Source organism: Stenotrophomonas sp. YJH_SMC_105-26, assembly GCF_059368915.1.
In genome coordinates, this window is the sequence record NZ_JCAFSD010000004.1 from 1 (window position 1) to 16,118 (window position 16,118).

Annotated in this window: 13 protein-coding genes; 3 read left to right on the forward strand and 10 right to left on the reverse strand. The window is 68.0% G+C overall.

Translation table 11 applies throughout. The features are described from left to right. Positions 1-576: 576 nt before the first annotated feature. Positions 577-1,764 carry a benzoate/H(+) symporter BenE family transporter gene (locus AC5P7F_RS11575; RefSeq protein ID WP_069118231.1) on the forward strand — a complete coding sequence of 396 codons (1,188 nt, stop codon included), beginning with the start codon at positions 577-579 and terminating at the stop codon, positions 1,762-1,764. Positions 1,765-1,787: 23 nt separating this feature from the next. On the opposite strand, the gene AC5P7F_RS11580 is transcribed toward AC5P7F_RS11575, so the two are convergent. From AC5P7F_RS11580 to egtB, 6 genes are all read right to left on the reverse strand, one after another. Further along, complete coding sequence (locus AC5P7F_RS11580) at positions 1,788-2,333, reverse strand: DUF2628 domain-containing protein (protein WP_014648914.1); 546 nt, start codon at positions 2,331-2,333, stop codon at positions 1,788-1,790. Positions 2,334-2,404: 71 nt separating this feature from the next. Beyond that, a complete protein-coding gene (locus tag AC5P7F_RS11585) occupies positions 2,405-3,175 on the reverse strand; it encodes a GYF domain-containing protein (RefSeq protein ID WP_164077937.1) in 771 nt (256 codons plus the stop codon). A 26-nt stretch (positions 3,176-3,201) separates the two neighbouring features. Beyond that, positions 3,202-4,092, reverse strand: a complete 891-nt coding sequence (locus tag AC5P7F_RS11590) for a D-hexose-6-phosphate mutarotase (RefSeq protein WP_046433327.1) — start codon at positions 4,090-4,092, stop codon at positions 3,202-3,204. Between the two features lie 61 nt (positions 4,093-4,153). Continuing rightward, positions 4,154-5,401, reverse strand: a complete 1,248-nt coding sequence (locus tag AC5P7F_RS11595) for a lytic murein transglycosylase (protein ID WP_495204179.1) — start codon at positions 5,399-5,401, stop codon at positions 4,154-4,156. An 84-nt stretch (positions 5,402-5,485) separates the two neighbouring features. After that, positions 5,486-6,460: an L-histidine N(alpha)-methyltransferase gene (gene egtD / locus AC5P7F_RS11600; protein ID WP_164077935.1), complete on the reverse strand. Its 975-nt coding sequence runs from the start codon at positions 6,458-6,460 to the stop codon at positions 5,486-5,488. Continuing rightward, positions 6,457-7,728, reverse strand: a complete 1,272-nt coding sequence (egtB, locus tag AC5P7F_RS11605; RefSeq protein ID WP_164077938.1) for an ergothioneine biosynthesis protein EgtB — start codon at positions 7,726-7,728, stop codon at positions 6,457-6,459. The genes egtD and egtB overlap by 4 nt, the downstream gene beginning before the upstream one ends. Before the next feature lie 151 nt (positions 7,729-7,879). Here egtB and AC5P7F_RS11610 point away from each other — a divergent pair, with 151 nt between their 5' ends. Continuing rightward, positions 7,880-9,160 (forward strand): diguanylate cyclase, encoded by a 1,281-nt coding sequence (locus AC5P7F_RS11610; protein WP_164077934.1) that lies wholly within the window; start codon positions 7,880-7,882, stop codon positions 9,158-9,160. 3 nt (positions 9,161-9,163) lie between these two features. Here AC5P7F_RS11610 and AC5P7F_RS11615 read toward each other — a convergent pair whose 3' ends face one another. Continuing rightward, complete coding sequence (locus tag AC5P7F_RS11615; RefSeq protein WP_164077933.1) at positions 9,164-9,556, reverse strand: YchJ family metal-binding protein; 393 nt, start codon at positions 9,554-9,556, stop codon at positions 9,164-9,166. Positions 9,557-9,658: 102 nt separating this feature from the next. Here AC5P7F_RS11615 and AC5P7F_RS11620 point away from each other — a divergent pair, with 102 nt between their 5' ends. Next, entirely contained in the window at positions 9,659-10,438 is a 780-nt protein-coding gene (locus AC5P7F_RS11620; protein ID WP_032960169.1) for a sulfite exporter TauE/SafE family protein, read from the forward strand. Between the two features lie 96 nt (positions 10,439-10,534). Here AC5P7F_RS11620 and AC5P7F_RS11625 read toward each other — a convergent pair whose 3' ends face one another. The 3 genes from AC5P7F_RS11625 to AC5P7F_RS11635 are packed head-to-tail and all read right to left on the reverse strand — an operon-like array spanning position 10,535 to position 16,089. Further along, positions 10,535-13,915: an ATP-binding protein gene (locus AC5P7F_RS11625; protein ID WP_032960149.1), complete on the reverse strand. Its 3,381-nt coding sequence runs from the start codon at positions 13,913-13,915 to the stop codon at positions 10,535-10,537. A 16-nt stretch (positions 13,916-13,931) separates the two neighbouring features. Continuing rightward, positions 13,932-14,633, reverse strand: coding sequence for a DUF4194 domain-containing protein (locus AC5P7F_RS11630; RefSeq protein WP_005421303.1), 702 nt, complete (start codon positions 14,631-14,633; stop codon positions 13,932-13,934). Beyond that, on the reverse strand, positions 14,620-16,089 hold the full coding sequence (locus tag AC5P7F_RS11635) for a DUF3375 domain-containing protein (RefSeq protein ID WP_032960145.1): 1,470 nt from the start codon (positions 16,087-16,089) through the stop codon (positions 14,620-14,622). Before AC5P7F_RS11635 ends, AC5P7F_RS11630 begins: the two co-directional genes overlap by 14 nt. Positions 16,090-16,118: the final 29 nt, after the last annotated feature.

The following is a 16,118-nucleotide window of genomic DNA, read 5'->3' on the forward strand; positions in this document are numbered from 1 at the left end:
AAACGTCTGCAAGATGGACAATCATCCTTCCTGCAGGCGCCTTCACAAGATACCTGCGCATACTTTCAAAGATCCGGGGAAGTGGCCTCAGCGCCGTTCCCGTGTGCTGCGAAGTTTCCTTCGTAGCGAGCCGCCCATTATAGCCGGCTTTTCCGCTTCGTCAACACCTTTTTTCAAGGCCGTCTCACCGGAGTGGACGTTGTTGCCGATGCCGCTTCGTCGTTGGACCCGAGGGCCTTTCGTCGTTGCGAGCCGCCTATTATGCCGGACTTTTCGAGTCCGTCAACACCTTCGTTCGATCAATTCGCTCGCCGGTGGTGGCGTCGCTGTTCGCGTGTCGTTTCCGGGGAAGCGATGCGCTGCAGCAAGGGAGCGAATTCTAGAGATCCTGCGGATTTCGTCAAGGCTTTTTTTGCAACGTGATGACAGAAGCACCACGCCATCACGCATGACGTACGCTCGAAGATCACTGCGGCGTTGCCCGCGCGTTGCGCGGTCAACGCCGCAACCCTAATCAATGCAGGGATGCACAATGCAGGGATGCACAATGCAGGGATGCACAGTGGAGACAGCACAATGAGCATGCAGGTGCGGCGCGCGTGGTGGCGCGATCTTTCGATGCCGGCAATCGTCGCTGGCTTCATTACGGTACTGGTGGGCTTCGCCAGCTCGGCCGTGATCGTGTTCCAGGCGGCACAGGCCGTCGGTGCCGACCAGGCGCAGATCGCCTCCTGGATGTGGGCGCTGGGGCTGGGCATGGGCGTGACCTGCATTGGCCTGTCGCTGCGCTATCGGGTGCCGGTGGTGACAGCGTGGTCGACCCCGGGTGCAGCGATGCTGGTGGTGGGTGCCGGCGGTGCTTCGCTCTCCGAGGCCACGGGCGCATTCCTGCTGGCCGCCGTGCTGGGCCTGCTTGCGGGTTTCTCGGGGGTCTTCGCGCGACTGATGCAACGGGTACCGATGGCGCTGGCCGCCGGCATGCTGGCCGGTGTGCTGCTGCGCTTCGGGCTGGATGTGTTCGTCGCCATGAACACCCAGCTGGTGCTCGCGCTGGCAATGTTCGCCACCTGGCTGGCCGGGCGCCGGCTGTTCCCGCGCTATGCGGTGATCGCCACATTGCTGGTCGGCATCGCCGTCGCCGCGAGCCGTGGCCTGCTGCACGCCCAGCAGGTGCATCTGCAACTGGCGATCCCGCAGTGGGTGACGCCCTCGCTGTCGTGGACCGCCGTGGCCGGCATTGCCCTGCCCCTGTTCGTGGTCACCATGGCCTCGCAGAACATTCCCGGTGTGGCGGTGATGCGCGCGTCCGGCTACGACGCCCCGGTGTCGCCGTTGATCGGCTGGATCGGTGTAGTCAATACGCTGCTGGCGCCGTTCGGTGCGTATGCACTGAACCTGGCGGCGATCACCGCCGCCATCTGCATGGGCCGCGATGCGCACGAGGATCCGGCGCGCCGCTACACCGCAGCGATGGCGGCCGGCGCCTTCTACATTGTCATCGGGCTGTTCGGCGCCACGGTGGCCGCACTGTTCGCGGCCTTCCCCAGGGAGCTGGTGGCCTGCGTGGCCGGTATCGCGCTGTTCGGCACCATCGGCAACAGCCTGGCCAGTGCATTGGCGGTGGAGCGCGACCGCGAGGCGGCGCTGGTCACCTTCCTTGTTACCGCCTCCGGAGTTTCCCTGGCCGGGATCGGCTCGGCGTTCTGGGGACTGCTGGCCGGTGCGCTGTGCCTGCTGGTGTTGCGGGCACGGACAACGGCCTGAGCAACCCTATCAGGCCGGCATGATCAGGCCGCCATGCGGGCGACGGTATTGATCACCGCGTTGGCCGCCATGCCGATCACCACCGCCCACACGCTGGTGCCGCCACGACGCTGCAGTTCGGCACGGATGCGGTTGTGCTGCCCGGCGTGGGCAGCCTTCACTTTGCCCAGCAGTCGCGTGCAGTAGCGCAGGTACAGGGTGTTGGCGGTCACCGCGATGGCGAACCGAGGCACCGCCAGCAACGCCACCGTGAGCAGCGGGTTGGCGCGGGCCGCCAGCAGCGCGATACCGATCAGGACCAGCTCGAAGAGGATGGCTGCCAGGTACATCTTCCGGTGCAGCAGCCAGTACGTCGGCACCAGGAAGGCGGGCCAGTGCCACGGTCGCGGCGGCTTCGGCACCGGGCTGCCCAGGTGCCAGCGCTGGCGGTAGAGCGCCGCGTTGGGGCCGACGAGGAGGTTCAGGTAGTCCGCGTCGGACGGAGCGGGCGCGTCGTCCACCTCTGTGGCGGGCGCAAGATAGGGATTGTCATCCGCCGGGGAAACCGGCGGAGTATCCAGATGATTCATGTCGGCGATTCCTTGCCCAGGATGATCCCGCGGTAGCGGCAGCCACCGCTGGATCTGAAGCCTTCCCGGCCTCAGCCTGCCAGCGCCTGCCCCACCAGCATCACCGCAACGACGGCGATGGCCACCACCGCCGCTGCCAGTGCATTGGTGTCACCCCGTCTGGCCAGCTCGCTGCGCAGGCGCGCCTCGTCATCTCCCACCAACGCGCGCGCGCGGGCGATCTCACGCTGGCAATGCGCCAGGTACCAGCGGTTGGCATACACTGCGGCGGTGATGTTGATGACGAGGGTGATGACCGTCGACACGCCTTCCGGAACGCCCAGCAACGCCTCGGCGATGCTGAAGAACACCAGCACGCCGGCCCAGATCGCCGCCAGCCGGTACATCCTGCGGTACACCATCCAGATCACGCCGATCAGGAACGCCGGCCAGTGCCAGGTGCCGTTGCCGTCGGCAATGCCCTGGTCGAGCCGCCAGCGCTGTCGATAGATCGGGAAGTTGCCGCCGACCACGGCGGCGTACAAGGCGATGTCGCCTTCCAGCTGCGGCGCGGTCGCGGCCACCGGCGAAGCTGCCGGCGCACGATAGGGGTCGGACGGATCAGCGGTCGATGCGCCGCTGGCGCTGACGGCCTGCACCGGTTCAATCGACGGCGGGATCGGATCCATCGGCGCCACCGAAGGATCCAGCTCGGCCAGCGGCCGCCACGATGCCATTCCTTCCCGCCACATCAGCGTACGGGCGGTTACCGTGCCGTCCTGCTGCAGACGGCGCAGCCCGGCCAGGTCCACCGGCCCTTCGCTCTGCTTGCTGTTGGCGTACCACCACTGTGCGTCCTGCATGCCATCCATTCCTGTCGATCCCATGGTTACTCCGAACACCCCGCCACGGCCTGCAGCGGTTCACTGGCCAGTACCTGCACCAGCTGGTGGCGCGCGCCGGGTGCAAGGGCAATCTGCTCCGGCCCGGCATTGGCTACTTCCAGGCACACGTAATCGTGCCAACCGTCGCCGACATCGGCCATCTTCGCCGCCGCCTCCGCGCCCGGATTCCACGCCACCAGGGTCTGGCTGCCTTCGCTGCGGATCTCGATCCGCCGCTGCAGGACGGGATCGCGAAGCACGTAGTGGCCACCGGCACCGGTATAGATGCGGTCGCTGCGCCCCGGATCGCGCGGGTCACGCAGCGACCAGGGCCCCTGCTGCCGGCGCAGCTGCGTGTAATCCTCGTACTTGTCCAGATAGTGCAGGCCATCGAGGCCATCAACCTCGACACGACGGGCATCGCCTACCCGGAAGTAGCTGTGCAGGGCCTGTGTGAAAGCCACCGGGGACGGGCCGGTGTTCTCGGTGGTCAACTGCTGGCGCAGCTGGCGACCGATGCGCAGCTGCATCTGCAGGCGCAGGCCACACTCGGCAATCGACAGGGGCGCCAGCTGCAGCTCCAGTTCACCGTCATCGTCCTGGCGGGCCTGCAGCAGCTCCCAGCGCGCGGTGCGTACCAGGCCGTGTGCCGGCACGTCATCACCCTGGCCCTGGCGACCGAACCACGGCCAGCACACTGGAACGCCACCCCGGATCGGCGTGGGCAGCCCGGCCCGTTTCGGCGACAGCCACAGCAGGTCCGGCTGCCCCTCCGGGATGAACGACAGCAGCTGTCCGCCGAACACGCTGATGACCGCGGTGGCGCTGGGCGTGCGTATCTGCCAGGCCTCGAGCCCGTGGTACAGGCCGGTGCTGATGTCCGGGTTCGACTGCATGCTATGACGCTCCTTGAAGACCGCGGCGATGATGTCGCGGCCAGCCTGTGATCGGCAAGGTCTAGCGGGTGGCAGGCGTCCCTGCGGCTGCCTCCTGCTGCAACGCGCGCAGGATGCGCTGGCCAGCGCGCCCATCCGCATTGGCCCAGCCCAGGCGCTGCTGCTCGGCCTGGATCGCGCGGCGCGTGGCGGTGCCGATCATGCCGTCGGCGCTGCCGATGTCGTGGCCGCGGGCCAGCAGCAGGGTCTGCAGCTGGCGGCGTTCATCGCGGCCGATGCCGGGATCATCGGTCGGCCAGGCGGTGGCCAGGCCGGTGCCGCCACGCAGCTGGTCGGCCAGCGTGGCGATGGCCAGTGCATAGCTTTCGGCGGCGTTGTAGCTGTAGATCGCATCGTAGTTGCGGAACACCAGCAGCGCCGGGCCCTTGATGCCGGCCGGCAGCAGCAGGGCGGCGCGCGCGTCGGCCGGCAGATTGGGCGGCACCAGCGCGCTGCCATCCAGCGCGGTCACGCCCTGCACACGCCAATCGGCGAGGGCTCGACGTTGGGTGCGGCCCGCCTGGCTGGCATTGAAACCGGGGGGAACACGGACCTCCATGCCCCACGGTTCGCCACTGCGCCAACCCGCACGCTTGAGGTAGTTGGCGGTGGACGCCAGCGCGTCGGGAATGCTGCCGACCAGATCGCGGCGGCCATCGCCATCACCATCGACCGCGATACGTGCGTAGGTGCTGGGCATGAACTGCGTATGCCCGAAGGCGCCGGCCCAGGAACCGGTGAGCCCCTGGGCCTGCAGGTCGCCGCGGTCGATCAGCTTGAGCAGCGCCAGCAGTTCGCCACGGAAGAAGGCCTGGCGGCGGCCGGCGCAGGACAGCGTGGCCAGCGACTGCAGCAGCGGGCGCTTGCCGAAGACGCGGCCATAGTCGCTCTCCACCCCCCAGACCGCAACGATGGTGGCCGGGTCGACGCCATACTGCGCGGAGACGCGATCGAGCAGATCGCGATGTTGCTGCAGCAGGGTGCGGCCATCATCGACGCGCTGGCGGTTGACCAGCGCGGCCAGGTAATCCCAGATCGGCGTGGTGAATTCCGGCTGTGCGTCCAGCAGTCCGAGCACGCTCGGGTCCGGCGTGAGCCCGGCGGTGATCTCGTTGAAACGGTCGGCGCCGATGCCCTGGGTTGCGGCGGTGGCCTGCAGGCCCGCCAGGCAGCGGCTGAACGCCGGATCGTTGCTGGCGGCAGGGGCCGCAGGCAGCGTCGGGGTCGACGCGAGGACGGCCGCCAGGCCGAGCGTGGTCAGAATGGGCATGGCGTCCTCCGTGTTGCCGTTGCACGGCCATCTTAGGGGCAGCAGTGCGGTCGAACCTGAAGGGGCACCGGCTGGCCGTCCCCCCTAGGCAACGCGCAGCAGGCGCAGGCCATAGGCGGGACTTTCGGCATCCCAACGCTGTGCGACCTGCAGGCCCGCCTGCTGCAACAGCGCCTCGAAGCTGTCATCGGTGTACTTGTGGCTGTACTCGACGCGGATGGGTTCACCGGCAGCAAAGTGGAAGGTACGGCCACCGAGGTGGACGTCCTGCGGCCACTGGCTGACCAGGTCGGTTTCGATGCGCAGCCGCGCGGTGTTGTAACGGGCGCGGTGGCGGAATCCATCGAGATCGAAATCGCTTCCGATCTCGCGGTTGAGGCGGGCCAGCAGATTGAGGGTGAATGCCGCAGTGACGCCCTGCGCATCGTTGTAGGCCGCTTCGATCAGCGCCGTGTCCTTGTGCAGGTCGATGCCGATCAGGGCCAGGCCGTCGCGGCCCATCGTCTGACGCATCGCCCGCAGCAGGGCGACGGCCTCCGCTTCGGCGAAATTGCCCAATGTGGAACCGGGGAAGAACAGCAGCCGTCGCGCGGGTTCGCGTTCGGGCATGGGCACGGCGACGGCGCGGGTGAAGTCCGCGCAGACCGGCAGCATCTCGACCTCGGGCAGCGCCGGCGCCAGGTGGTCGATGCTGGACAGCAGTGCGGCCCGCGAGATCTCGATCGGCGTATAGGCCACCGGATCCTGCAGCGCGGCCAGCAGCAACGCGGTCTTGCGGCCACTGCCGCTGCCCAGCTCCACCACATGCAGGCGCGGGCCGACCACGCGCGCGATATTGGGCAGCACCCGCGCCAGCAGCGCCAGCTCGGTGCGCGTGGGGTAGTACTCGCGGGTCTGGGTGATCTGTTCAAACAGACGCGAGCCGCGGGCATCGTAGAAGTACTTGGAAGGCAGCTGCCGCGATGCGCATGACAGACCGGCCAGCGCATCGGCCAGGATCTGCTGGCGGCTGGGGGTCAGGTCGGTCAGCGCCTGCAGCGCGTCATGCACCGTGCTCATAGGAGGTCCCTGGCCAGGCGCAGTCCGGAGAACTGCCAGCGCGCCGGCGGCATGAAGAAATTGCGGTAGCTGGCGCGCACATGGCCACGGGGCGTGGCACAGCTGCCGCCGCGCAGCACCCATTGCCCGCACATGAACTTGCCGTTGTATTCGCCGAGGTTGCCGTCAAAAGAGCGGAAGCCCGGGTAGGCACCATAGGCGCTGGCGGTCCATTCCCAGACATCACCGAACAGCTGCCGCAGCCCACTGCCCCCGGCTGCCTGCGGGTGCAGGTGATCGTCATCGGCGAAATGACCGCGCAGGGGCTGCGACGCGGCGGCCGCTTCCCACTCGAACTCGCTGGGCAGGCGCGCACCGGCCCAGCGGGCGCAGGCATCGGCCTCGTAGTAACTGAGGTGGCAGACCGGCGCATGCGGATCCAGCTCGCGCCAACCACCCAGGGTGTACTCGCGCTGCAGGGCATCATCCCAGTACAGGGGGTGCTGCCAGCCTTCGGCTTCTCGCAGCGCCCAGCCTTCGCTGAGCCACCAGCGCGGTTCGCGGTACCCCCCTGCCTCGATGAAGGTGCGGTACTCGGCATTGCTGACGGGACGCTCGGCCAGGGCATGCGCGGGCAGCAGCACGCGGTGCGGCGGCGATTCGTTGTCGTAGGCAAAGGCGGCGTGCCGGGGCCATGCCGCGGCACCGACGGTGACGATGCGTTCGGGCGATTCGATCCAGCCCTGCGCCGTGGCGGTGCTGGCGACGGGCCGCAGGTCGTCGCGATACGGTGGCTGCAGTGGATTGCACCAGAACGCATGCTTGATGTCGGTCAACAGCAGTTCCTGGTGCTGTTGTTCGTGCTGCAGACCCAACTGCAGGTGGTGCAGCGCCTGCGCGTCGAGGTCACCGGCTGCCAGCCGTGACTGCACCTGCATGTCGACCTGTTGCCGGTAGTCGCGCACCTGCTGCAGCGAAGGCCGCGACAGCAGCCCGCGCTGCGGCCGCGCATGCGCCGGGCCGATGCTCTTGTAATAGCTGTTGAACAGATAGTCCCAGGCCGGGTCATGCGCGGGCGTGGTGGCGAAACCGGCCAGCACGAAGCGTTCGAAAAACCAGGTGGTATGGGCCAGGTGCCACTTGCTGGGACTGGCGTCGGCCATGCTCTGCAGCATGGCGTCCTCGGCACTGAGCGGCGCGGCCAGCTGCAGGCTGCGCGCCCGCACCTGTGCAAAGCGGCGGGCGAGATCGCGCTGCGGGGCAGCGACGGCGGTGGGTACGCTGTCCATGCCGGAAGCATCGGCGCAGGACGGTGAGCGCAACGTCATGGCACCACATCACCACGTTCACATGACAGCGGGCACGCGCATTCAAGAAGCGCGTGGGGACGCCGCTAACGGCAATGTTGCGGCCGCATCGTCACCGCACTGGACTTACCGCGTGCCCCTGCATCCGCTCCGCCAGCCTGCGCATTACCTGTTCGTGCTGCCCGCCGTGCTGGTCGTCCTGGTGCTGTGGATGGCGCTGGGCACCGAGGATGTCGCCAGCCCGGCGCAGCGCATCCTGCCCTGGCTGCTGGCCTGTCTCGGTGCAGGCCTGGCCCTGCTCTACCACCAGATGCGCACGTTGTGCCTGCTGCTGGTGGTGGCGGTGGTGTTCGCCCTGCTGCACCGGGACGTCGGTGGCTACCTGCGCAGCGGCCATGTCGACGCCTTGACCCCGCTGCGCTTCCACGCGATCTCGGCGTGGGTGCCGCTGCTGTTCGCCGGACTGGCACGATGGCCGGAACGCGGACGCCGACGCCAGGACCTGCTGCTGCGCAGCGTAGTGTGCGGCGCGGCGCTACTGGTCTTCCTGCTGCTGGCGGCACAGCAGCCGCGGGGGATGCACGATCTGCTGTCGAACCGTCACTGGGCCTGGATTCCCGCCAACTGGAACGCGTTGGCGCAGTTGCCGGCGCTGCTGTTCCTGCTGGCGACCGCAGCGCTGGGCTGGCAGGCCTGGCGGCATCCGCGGCCACTGCACACGGCAATGCTGCTGGCCCTTCTGTGCCTGTGGTGGATGCTGCCGCGGATCTTCCTGCAGCCGGTGCTGCTGCCGGCGCTGAGCAGTGCCGCCCTGCTGCTGATGCTGGGCGCGATGCTGCAGGAATCCTTCCACATGGCCTTCCGCGATGAGCTGACCGGCCTGCCGGGGCGACGGGCGTTCAACGAGACCCTGCAGCGGGCACGCGGTACCTACAGCATCGCGATGGTGGACGTTGACCACTTCAAGTCATTCAACGACACCCATGGCCACGACACCGGCGACGATGTGCTGCGCCTGGTGGCGTCGCGGCTGGCGCGGGTGGGCGACGGTGGCCGTGCGTTCCGCTATGGCGGCGAGGAGTTCGCGGTGGTGTTCCTGGACCGGCCGGCGGCGGCCTGTGTCGATGCCGTGGAAGCACTGCGGCAGAGCATCGAGGACACCCGCATGCAGCTTCGCGACCGCAGCACCCGCAGCCGTGACGACGAAGCCGGCCGCCAGCGGCGCGGACGCGGTGGCAGCGGCCAGGTGGTGCAGGTGACGGTGAGCATCGGGCTGGCCGACAGCCGCGTGGATCCGCGGCCGATGGCCGTGGTCAAGGCCGCCGACCAGGCCCTGTATGTGGCCAAGGACGGGGGCCGCAACCAGGTGCGCGCGCACGGCGGCCAGCGCGTTCTGGCAGCGCACAGCGCGTAGTGCTCAGACCGCGTCGAGGTAGTACCAGCGGCCGTCGATGCGTTGGAAGCGGCTGTGCTCGGTCATCCTCACCGCGCTGCCGCCGCCGATGCGGTAGCGCGCGGTGAAGCGGACTTCGGCGCTGTCAGCACCAGTGACAGTGTGCTCGTGCACGGTCAGGCCCAGCCAATGGGTGCGCTGGCCGTGGGCATCGTCCAGCGACAGCTCGGCCGGACGCGTGTCCGGATGCCAGGACTGGCGCAGGTAGTCAGCCAGTCCACGCACATAGGCGCTGTAGCGCGAACGCATCAGGTGCTCTGCATCAGGCGCGGCTTCACCGGCATGAAAACGGCCACAGCAGGCGGCATAGTCGGCGGGAAGGCCACAGGGGCAGGGATCGGCGGGTTTTCGGCTCATGCCGGCATTGTCGCCGGGTTGCCGGGATTGATCCACGCGGGGCCGCAGTCGCCCGGAGCAGGACAGGCGTATGCTGTCGCGCCCCCTCCTTGATTGATCGCCGTGCTGGAACTGGTTCCCCCTGAGTTGTGGTGGCTGGTGGTGATCGCCTTCATCGCCGGCCTTGTGGATGCCGCCGTCGGTGGCGGTGGCCTGGTGCAGCTGCCCGGCCTGTTCACGGTGCTGCCGCAGCAGACGCCGGCGATGCTGTTCGGTACCAACAAGTTCAGTTCGATGTTCGGTACCGGTGCGGCCGCCTGGCGCTATGCGCGCAACGTGCGCTTCCCGTGGAAGCCGGTACTGTTCGCGGCCGGTACCGCCTTCATCTTCTCCTTCGCCGGGGCCACGGCGGTGAGCCTGCTGCCCAAGGATGCGGTGCGCCCACTGGTGCTGGTGCTGCTGATCGCGATGCTGGCCTACACGTTGTGGAAGAAGGACTTCGGCGCGTTGCACCGGCCGCAGGAGATCGGCCGCCGCGAACTGGCGATCGCGCTGGCGATCGGTGCGGCGATCGGCTTCTACGACGGCTTCTTCGGGCCGGGCACCGGCAGCTTCCTGATCTTCCTGTTCGTGCGCTTCTTCGGCCTGGATTTCCTGCGTGCGTCAGCGGCGTCGAAGGTGGTGAACCTGGCGACCAATGTGGCGGCAATCTCGTTCTTCGTACCGACCGGCAACATCCTGTGGCTGTTCGCGCTGCCGATGGCGGCGGCCAACATCATCGGCTCGGTGGTGGGCACGCGCCTGGCGTTGAAGGGCGGCACGCCGTTCATCCGCAAGTTGTTCGTGGGGCTGGTGGTGGTACTGATCGCGCGGATGGCGTGGGATACCTTCCGCGGTGCGTGAATGCGGTTGCCGGCCAGCGGCCGGCACTACCGGGTCATGAACGCTGCCCATGGGTAATGCCGGCCGCTGGCCGGCATCCCCATTCAATCGACCGGGTCAGGCTTCGGCTTCTTCCGGTTCGTTGGCCTGCTGGCGGCTGCGCTCGGGCAGCTTCAGGCGCTTGCCTTCTTCGTCGTACTCGATCAGCAGCACGCCGGAGTCGTGGCGGCCGCTGATCTCGACGAAGCAGGCGCCACCGATGAACGGCTCCAGCGTCATCACCGACTTCAGCGGGGTGGCGACCACCATCTGGAAACCGAAGTTGTCGAAGATGTTCATCGCCAGCGCGGTGAACTCGTTGTCGGCCTTGTCGAAGGCTTCGTCGAGCACGACGGCGGCGTAGCTGGGCAGCTGGCTGTCGGCGCCGCCGAGCTGGTAGCGCAGTGCCGCAGCCAGGCAGGTGGTGGCCAGTTTCTGGCGCTGGCCACCGGACTTGCCCGCGCCACTACGGTAGATCTCGACCTGCTGGCGCGTTTCCGCATCCAGCTCGACGCCGATGAACTCCACGTGCATGCGTACGTCCAGCACCAGCTCGCGCCAGCGCTTGTCCTCGCCTTCCTGCGAACCCAGGCGGTTGACCAGCTGGCGCAGCACGGTGAACTGCGATTCGGCCAGCTCGCGCTGCTCGGTCTGCTGCTGCGCCAGCACCTCGCGCAGCTGCAGGTGGAACTCGCCGACTTCCGGCAGGCGGCGGTCGCTCAGTTCGATGGTCAGCAGCGTGCCACGGTTGAACGGCACCTGCTCCAGGCTGGCGTTCACTTCGTCCAGGCGCTGGCCGATCGACTTGCGGGCCTCCGCGCTGTGGCGCTGCAGGGCCAGCAGGTTGTTCTTGCTCTGGTTCTGCAGCAGATCGAAGAAGCGTTCTTCGTGCTGCGGCAGGCCGTCGCGCTCCAGGCGCTCGAGGCGGGCAAGGAAATCCTCGGCCGAGGCCACCGATACGGTGAAGTCGCCCGATTCCTCCGGCCACTGCTGGATGAAGCGACGGAAGCAACCGATCAGCTGGTTCTCGATGCGGTTGAGGTCCTGCTGCGAGGTCGACAGCTGCTCGTTCAGCGCGTTGCTGACCTGGCGCATGTGCGCCTCCAGCGTTTCCAGGCTGAGCGGGCCCTGCTCCTGCAGGCGCTCGGCGAGCCCGGCTTCCTGCTCCTGGGCCAGGCTCGGCAGCACCAGCGCACGGCTCTGCTGGCGGGCGCGGTCGAGGCGATCGCGTTCCTTGACCAGCTGGCCGCGCTCGACGCGGACGTCTTCATAGGTGCGGCGGGCCTGCTCGATGTCGGCGCGCACGGCGTCGATCTGCTTGGCCAGCTTGGCCAGGTCGGCATTGCCTTCGCGCAGGTCGCGCAGGGTGGCCTCGATATCGGTCAGGCGCTGCTGCGGGGCGGCGATGTCGATCTCGTTCCAGCTGATGCTGACCAGCTCGTGGCAGGCCAGGCGACGTTCGTTGTCGCGGTCACGCTGCCCACGCAGGCGCGCGATGTCGGTCTCGCAGCTGGCGATGCGCTTGGCCAGTTCCTGGGCTTCGCGCTCGAAGGCGCCCACCTTGTCGTGGTTGTTGAAGCCGAGGATCCAGCGACGGCGGTCGCCCACCGCACTGCGGTCGTCCTTCTCGAAGCGGTCGCCGGGATGCTTGACCTGGCCTTCTCGGGTGATGCCGCGGTCGACGTTGCGCAGCTGCTTGGCATCCACGCACTCGTAGTCGAAGCGCTTGCCGAGCTCACGGCGCAGCCAGCTTTCGAATACGTGCTCGCGCAGCTCCAGCTTGTGCAGCAGCGACTTCGCCGACGGCTCGCGCGCGAACGCATCATCGTTGCGGCGCACACGGTAGTAGGTGAAGCGCATGCCCAGGTGAGTGCGATTCACCCACTCGGCGACGTCGTTGTAGTGCTTGTCATCGACCAGCAGCGACAGCGCGAAGCCACCCAGCACACGCTCGATGGCACCCTGCCAGCCCTGCTCTTCCGAGCGGACCTGGATCAGCTCGCCGACGAACGGCAGCGCCGCCTCGGCAATGCCGGTTTCCTCGGCCAGGCGCGCGCGCAGCTTCTGCATCGGCGCCGGGATGTTGGAGGGCGTGCGCTGCATCGCTTCGAGTTCCGCACGGACTTCGCCGAAACGGCGCTCGTCATCGCGCTTGCCACCCAGGCGATCGCTGATCGCATCGTCCAGCGCCGAAGAGGCACGCTGGCGGTCCTGCAGTTCGTTCTGCGCACGCTCGACCAGCTCGGCGAAGCCGTGTGCGTCGTCCGGAAGTTCAGCCCCGAGCTGCTGCGCGGCCAGGCTTGCCTGCTCGCGCTTGGCTTGGCGGCGGTCACGCTCGGCTTCGGCGCGGCCCTGCTCGCGTTCCAGTTCCTCGATGCGCTCACCGCCCTGCTGGCGACGCTGCAGTTCCAGTTCGGCCAGGCGCTCGGTGTGGTTGTCCAGTGCGGCACGGCGCTGGGCTTCTTCCCCGAGCAGGCCACGGTCACGCACGTCCATCTCGCGCAGGCGCGCCTCGATCAGCGCCTGGCGGCGGCTTTCACGGAAGCTGTCGACGCCAAGCTTGAGGGCTTCGTCGTCGCCGCGCCGGCGGTGCATTTCCTTCAGGTCGTTGTAGTAGGCGCGTGCCGGCAGCAGGGTCTCCACCTGGCGGCGGGCGGTGACCACGGCCTGGTGCGCGCCATCGAGTTCGGCGAAGTCGCTGACCAGGCGCTCGGCGGCGTCGAAGGTCTTCGGCGTGTCGAGCATGAAGTCGCGCAGGAAGACGTTGAGGTCGCCCAGGTTCTTCGCCGACTGCGTCTTGTGCAGCAGGCGCAGCGCCATCTCGTTGTCGATGCCGAGCAGGTCGCGGAAGCGCTCGGCGTAGCCGGAGAAGGTGTCGAAGTGGTGCAGGTCGGACAGCTTCTGCTTGAGCTTGCGCAGGTCCAGGTCGAAGCCGCCAAGATCCTTGGCGATGTCGAACGGACGCTCGGCGATCATGTAGTGCTTGCGCACGTCACCGGCAGAGGTTCCGTTACCGGAGATCCACAGCAGGCGCACCAGGCTGACCACGCGGCCATCGCCGGCCCGGTACTCCAGCACCAGCGCAGTCCAGGTCGCGCCCTTGCGAAGGTACTGGGTGGCGATTTCGCCGGTGCCGCTGTCCTGCTGGTCGGCCCACGCGCCACGCACGTAGGACACCAGGTTGCGGTCGCGGCCACTGCGCTCGGCTTCACGCGCGGCGGCGTTGAAATCGACGATGGCCGGCGGCGTCAGCAGCGCGGACATGGCATCGAGCAGGGTCGACTTGCCCGAGCCGGAACGGCCGACGAACAGGAAGCCACGCTCGGCGATCGGTACTTCGGTCAGTCCGTTGAACGTGCCCCAGTTGTGTACCTGCAGGCGACGCATGCGGAACTGCTGCAGGCGCGGGTCCGGCAGGCCTTCGTTGAACAGGGCGGGAGTGTGCTTGGAGATAGCCATGCGATGGTCGGGTCTCTCAGGCCTCGGCGGCCGGGGTTTCACGCAGCTGGCGGTAGACCGCCGAAAGCTGGGATACGTCTTCGGCGGAGAACAGCAGCTTCAGCGCCGGCGAGACTTCGTGGCGGTCTTCCTGGCCGCTGAGGCGGGTCAGGATGTGGTTGTCCTTCATCTTCTGCACCGCCGAGGCGACACGGCGGTTGAAGCCGGCGCGGTCGGTGGACAGGTTCTTCTCGTAGATGGCCAGCGCTTCGGCCATCTCGGCGTCGGCGACCACCGCGCGGTTGCCGCGCGCATCGGCCTCGGCCAGCTGCTGGCGCAGGTACAGCAGCAGCACCGAATCGATGAAGGTCAGCGGCGAGGTGCGCAGCAGCACCGGCGCATCCACGTCTTCGGTATCGGCCTGGCGGGTGAAGGCCACGCCGCTGTCACGGTCGAGCACCAGTTCCAGGAACAGGTCCGCCAGCGAGGAGCGGATGGCCGCCTCGCTGCGGATCAGTGCCGGCCACAGCTTGGCGTGGCGCAGCTGGTCGATGCTGGGGCCGATCAGCAGCTGGCACAGCGCGCGGCGTGCATCCAGCGGCAGGCGCCCGGTGTCGCCGAGGTAATACACGTCATTGCCACGGCGGGGCTGCGCCACGGCCGCCACCGGTTCGGCTTCGTAGGCGTCTTCCGCCACGTCGGCCTGCGGTGCGTCGATGGGATCTTCATGCCAGCTCATGGCGTCTCTCCTGGGTGAACCAAACCAGCGGGATGCGGGCGCGACGGACCTGGCCGTCGCCACCACGCCATTCGGCAAGCTCCTGCTCACCAGCGATCACGTTGCCGAAGCGCGTGCCCAGCGAAAGGTAGCCGATGACGCTGCCGAGCCCCTGCGGTGCTTCGCGCTGCGACAGTGCCTGGGCGATGCTGAGCCGCGGCTGTGCATCGAGCAGGTCGTGCAGGTCGCGGCGCAGGGTGCGGAAGTCGATTTCAGACGAAGCGACCAGATCACCGACGCTCTCCAGGCTGATGGCTGCGGCGTCGTTGTACTCGACGTTGCCATCGACCTGGGCGCTGCGCGGATCGTGCAGCTTCCACTGCGACCACGAGCGCAGGCGGCTGGTGGTCAGCTGCAGGTCGCGGCCGATGCCGCGTTGTGCGGGGAATTCGTCGCGCAGGGCCAGCGCTTCGGACTGCGCCTGCTTCAGCAGCTGGTTGAGGCGGCGCTGTTCCAGATAGCCACGGCTCTGCACGAAGCCACGCAGGCTGCGCGCGAAATTCTGCAGCACGTCGTGCACCTGGCCACCGCGCTCGAGCATGGTGCTGGTGAAGCCGCGCAGGAAGTTGCGTTCATTGCGGTCCAGGCGGCGGGCGAAGCCACGCGCCAGCACCGCTTCCAGCGCGGCATCGAGCTGGGCGCTCTGTTCGGCGTCGTTGAGCAGGCGCCAGAAGGCCTGGAAGCTGCGACCGGCATCGCTCTCGCCGATCACATCCACGCCTTCGAACAGCTGCGACAGCACATCGCCGCGCTCGCCCTCGTCGTCGATGATGCGTTCGCGGAAGTCGCGGTTGAGCTGCTCGAAATCGTCGCGCACGCGACGGAAATCCTCGGTCAGCTCGTCGGCCAGGCCGATGATCTGGCGCGCACGCTCCAGCGCGCGCTTGCCATCCAGCGCGACCACGCGGCCGGCACCGACGCGGGCGATCTCGGCGTCGATGCGGTCGCGCTCGTCGCGCAGTGCTGACAGGCGTGCATCCGGGTCGGACTCGGTCTGCGCGGCCAACTGCGAGAGCTGTTCGATGACCAGCGCCAGGCGGCTTTCGGTGGCGGCCACGCGCGCCTGCTCAAGACCATCGGCGAAGCGGATGGCCTGCAGTGCCGCAGTCGACAGCTCGTACTGCTCCTGGTCGGCGCCTTCGGGCAGGCGGCGTTCCAGCCAGCCCTGGGCCAGCCAGTGCGCGATGTAGGCCTGCGCGGTACGCGGCAGCTCACGCGACAGTTCGTCCCCGTTGAGCTGGTCCAGCGCACGCTGCAGGCGCTCGTTGAGCACCGACGACGGCAGCGTGCGCTCGCCGTCCATCAGCAGCCCCTGCAGCAGGCCGATGATTTCCGGGGCGTGGTCGGCGGCAAGCAGCTTCCACTGGGGCTGTTCGCGCAGATGGCGATAACGGGAGATGCGTTCGCGGTGCTTCATGCAGCGAAAGGAGTCATGAGGGCTGGCGG